The 4086-nt window shown below is 71.1% G+C and carries 4 protein-coding genes and 1 pseudogene; 2 read left to right on the top strand and 3 right to left on the bottom strand.

The features are described 5' to 3' along the window. Window positions 1-522: pseudogene (locus tag IH80_RS0137970) on the bottom strand (hypothetical protein); the annotation flags it as partial. A 190-nt stretch (window positions 523-712) separates the two neighbouring features. Here IH80_RS0137970 and IH80_RS0137965 point away from each other — a divergent pair. Continuing rightward, window positions 713-1906, top strand: coding sequence for an RtcB family protein (locus IH80_RS0137965; protein ID WP_030966462.1), 1194 nt, complete (start codon window positions 713-715; stop codon window positions 1904-1906). A gap of 321 nt (window positions 1907-2227) precedes the next feature. Here IH80_RS0137965 and IH80_RS0137955 read toward each other — a convergent pair whose 3' ends face one another. Further along, window positions 2228-2992 (bottom strand): SDR family NAD(P)-dependent oxidoreductase, encoded by a 765-nt coding sequence (locus tag IH80_RS0137955; protein ID WP_030966461.1) that lies wholly within the window; start codon window positions 2990-2992, stop codon window positions 2228-2230. A gap of 62 nt (window positions 2993-3054) precedes the next feature. Then, window positions 3055-3390 (bottom strand): YnfA family protein, encoded by a 336-nt coding sequence (locus IH80_RS0137950; RefSeq protein ID WP_030966459.1) that lies wholly within the window; start codon window positions 3388-3390, stop codon window positions 3055-3057. A gap of 115 nt (window positions 3391-3505) precedes the next feature. On the opposite strand from IH80_RS0137950, the gene IH80_RS0137945 reads away from it, so the two are divergent. Beyond that, a complete protein-coding gene (locus IH80_RS0137945) occupies window positions 3506-3991 on the top strand; it encodes a hypothetical protein (RefSeq protein ID WP_030966458.1) in 486 nt (161 codons plus the stop codon). Window positions 3992-4086 lie beyond the last annotated feature (95 nt).

The following is a 4086-nucleotide window of genomic DNA, read 5'->3' as shown; positions in this document are numbered from 1 at the left end:
GGCGGGGGTGGCGGGGTTGGCGGCGCCCGGGCTGGGGGGCGTGGCCGGGCCCGGGAAGGGCAGGTGCGCGTCGGTGAGCAGGCGTACGTAGACCTGCTTGGCCTTGTCGTCGTCGCTGGCGGCGCCGCGGTCGTAGGAGACGACGCGTTCGAAACCGACCGACAGCAGCCGGGTCTCCTCCGGGGTCTGCGCGGTCCAGCGGCAGCCGACGTGCCGGTCGCCGTCGTACGAGGCGTCGGCGACGCCCGCGTACAACTGGTCGCGCTGTTCGGGGGTGAGACTGTCCGGCGCGGGGAGCATGGCCTTCAGCTTCTTGCTGTCGGCGGCCGCCCTGCAGGGTGCGGGCAGGCTGCGGTACTTGCCCGGCTGGGCGGGCACGGCGGAGCTGCCGCCGGCCTTCGAGTCGCTGGTGCTGCCCCCGGTGCTCCCGCCGGTGCACCCGGTCAGACCGGCCGCACCGGCCGCGAGCGCGGTGAGCATCGCGATGCCGGGCAGGACTCGCCGTACCGCTGTGCGCTGCACGTCCACTGGCTCCCTTCGACCCGCGGACGCCCGCCGGTCAGGAAAATGCGTTGCCGCGACTTGAGTGCGGCTGGACACAATGTCTATCGCACACGCTGGTGCTGGCGCCGGTCCCCTGTCGTATTTGGGATCAAGAGCGAGGCTTTTGCGCATTCTCACCTTTCTGTTGGTTTCGGGGGATTGATTCCTTATGTCGTTCGTAGAGGTACCGGGGGCCCAGGTCCCGATCAGGATGTGGACCGACCCGGCGTCGGTCGAGGCCGGCGCGATGCAGCAGCTCCACAACGTCGCCACCCTTCCGTGGATCAAGGGCCTGGCCGTCATGCCGGACGTCCACTACGGCAAGGGGGCCACGGTCGGATCGGTGATCGCCATGAAGGACGCGGTCTGCCCGGCGGCGGTGGGTGTGGACATCGGCTGCGGCATGTCCGCGGTGAAGACCTCCCTGACGGCGAACGACCTCCCGGGCGACCTGTCCAAGCTCCGCTCCAAGATCGAGCAGGCGATCCCGGTGGGGATGGGCCTCCACAAGGAAGCCGTGGACCCGTCGCGGCTGTACGGCTTCTCGGTGGAGGGGTACGAGGACCTGTGGAAGCGGTTCGACTACCTCACCGATGCGGTCAAATTCCGTCAGGAACGCGCTACAAAGCAGGTCGGAACGCTTGGAAGCGGCAACCACTTCATCGAGTTCTGTCTCGATGAGTCAGGCTCGGTCTGGTTGATGCTGCACTCCGGTTCCCGGAACATCGGCAACGAGCTCGCGGCGCACCACATCGGCGTGGCCCGGGGCCTCGCGCACAACCAGAACCTGGTCGACCGGGATCTGGCGGTCTTCCTCGCGGCGACGCCCGAGATGGAGGCGTACCGCAACGACCTCTTCTGGGCGCAGGAGTACGCGAAGTTCAACCGTGCGGCGATGATGAGTCTCTTCAAGGAGGTCGTCCGCAAGGAGTTCCGCAAGGCCAAGGTCTCCTTCGACCGCGAGATCAGCTGCCACCACAACTACGTGGCGGAGGAGCGGTACGACGGCATGGACCTGCTGGTCACCCGCAAGGGCGCGATCCGCGCCGGCAGCGGTGACTACGGGATCATCCCCGGCTCGATGGGCACGGGCTCCTACATCGTGAAGGGTCTCGGCAACGAGAAGTCCTTCAACTCGGCCTCGCACGGCGCGGGCCGGAAGATGAGCCGGACCGCGGCGAAGAAGAGGTTCTCGGCGCGCGACCTGGCGGAGCAGACGAAGGGCGTCGAGTGCCGTAAGGACGCCGGTGTCGTGGACGAGATCCCTGGTGCCTACAAGTCGATCGAGCAGGTCATCGACCAGCAGACCGACCTCGTCCAGGTCGTGGCCAAGCTCAAGCAGGTCATCTGCGTCAAGGGCTGAGGCCCGGGCGCGGCTGTCGGGGGAACGGAGGGGCCCGGGCCGATCACGATCGGGCCCCTCGTGTGCGTCAGCCTGCGATGCCGCCGAGGAGGAGGTCCACGGAGAGTTCGAGGGGTACGCCGGCCTCCTCGGGGACGGGGGTCACAGTGAGCCTCCCGTGGAGAATCTCCACTCGGTGCCTGGGAAGCTCCCTGGACAGTCGATCGGCAACTTTCGCTTGCTGTAAGGGAGTTGTCCGTCTCGACGCGCGACTGCGCTCACTGGGGCCGCCGGGCTGGGGCTGGCGGCCCTGGTGCCGTGACTGAGGAGTGCCGGAGTCGTCTAGAGGTCGCGGTGGACCTTCGTGTTCGAGGCCTGGGCGCGGGGGCGGACGACCAGGAGGTCGATGTTGACGTGGCTGGGGCGGGTGACGGCCCAGGTGATGGTGTCGGCCACGTCGTCGGCGGTCAGGGGCTCGGCGACGCCCGCGTAGACCTTGGCCGCCTTCTCCGCGTCGCCGCGGAAGCGGGTCTTCGCGAACTCCTCCGTCCGGACCATGCCGGGGGCGATCTCGATGACGCGTACGGGCTGGCCGACGATCTCCAGGCGGAGGGTCTCGGCCAGGACGCGGGCGCCGTTCTTGGCGGCGACGTAACCGGCGCCGCCCTCGTACGTGGCGTGGCCGGCGGTGGAGGAGAGGACCACCACCGTGCCGTCGCCGGAGGCGGTGAGGGCGGGGAGCAGGGCCTGGGTGACGTGGAGCGTGCCGATGACGTTGACCTCGTACATGGTGCGCCAGTCGGCGGGGTCGCCGGTGGCGACGGGCTCGGCGCCGATGGCGCCTCCGGCGTTGTTGACGAGGACGTCGCAGCGGTCGAGGGAGGCGGCGAGGGCGTCGACGGCGGCGCGGTCGGTGACGTCGAGGGCGTGGGCGGTCGCGTGGTGTCCGGCCTCGGTGAGCTCGGCGGCGAGGGCCTCGATGCGGTCCTTGCGGCGGGCGGTGAGGACGACGTGGTAGCCGGCTGCGGCGAGCTGTCGGGCGGTGGCCGCGCCGATGCCGCTGCTCGCACCGGTGACTACGGCGGTTCGGGTGGCGGCCGTGCTCATGTGCGGGCTCCTCGGTCGTTCGTACGGACGATTACCCGCCAGCATAGGCGCGGCGGGGCGGCTCAGCGGCCGCGCGGGGCGTACATGATCACGGCCATTCCGGCGAGGCAGACGAGGGCGCCGACGACGTCCCAGCGGTCGGGGCGGTAGCCGTCGGCGACGGCGCCCCAGGCGAGGGAGCCGGCGACGAAGACCCCGCCGTAGGCGGCGAGGACCCGGGCGAAGTCGCCCTGGGGCTGGAGGGTGGCGACGAAGCCGTAGAGGCCGAGGGCGATCACGCCGGCGCCGATCCAGGCCCAGCCCTTGTGTTCGCGTACGCCCTGCCAGACGAGCCAGGCGCCGCCGATCTCCAGGAGGGCGGCGAGACCGAAGAGGGCGACGGAGCGGGCGATCAGCATGGCTCAAAGGTACGCAGGGCAGATGGGGGCGGGCGCGCCCTCGTTCGTGTGATGGTCCGACGTATCGGGACCGGTGGGGGCTAGCCTCCGCGCGAGACGCGAGGAGGTGGTGGCGGTGCGCCGTGTCGCCGTACGGAGTGTGATGGTGGCGGGGTTGCTGGCGTTCGGGGCGGGTGTGCCCGGGCCGGCGCAGGCGTGGGGTTCGGGGTGGGCCGGGCCGGAGGCGGACGTCTCGTACCACGGCCGGGTGGCCCTGTCGGGGTCGCAGTTGAGGGTGTGGCTGGTTCCGGAGAACGACGGGCCGGCCGCGCTGCCGAACGCGACGCTACGGGTGCGGCTGTCGGCGGACCTGGCGGACCGGCAGCAGCTGGCCGAGGGCTGTGCTCGGGCGGGCCTGCGTGAGGTGGTGTGCGAGACGGGCCCGTTGCCGCTGCGCGGGCGGGGCCGGCACGTGGGCCTGGCGCTGGAGCTGCGGGAGCGGGTGCCGGAGGTGGTGGTACGGGTGGACACGTGGTGGAACGGCGGTGCGACGGACCGGAACCACGCGAACGACGATCACGTGGTGCTGGCCCTGGACACCGGGGACGCCTACGCCTTCTAGTCCTGACCGGGCCCCGGCCCCGGCCGCGGCCGCATCGAGGCCGAGGCCGGGGCGGGGCAGGGGGCGCAGGGGCTGGGCCGGGGGCCGGGAGGGGC

Origin of the sequence: Streptomyces sp. NRRL S-378, from assembly GCF_000720645.1 — a bacterium.
Lineage (GTDB): Bacteria > Actinomycetota > Actinomycetes > Streptomycetales > Streptomycetaceae > Streptomyces.
Note: the sequence above shows the minus strand (reverse complement) of the source record. Positions and strands in the feature narration are given on the sequence as shown.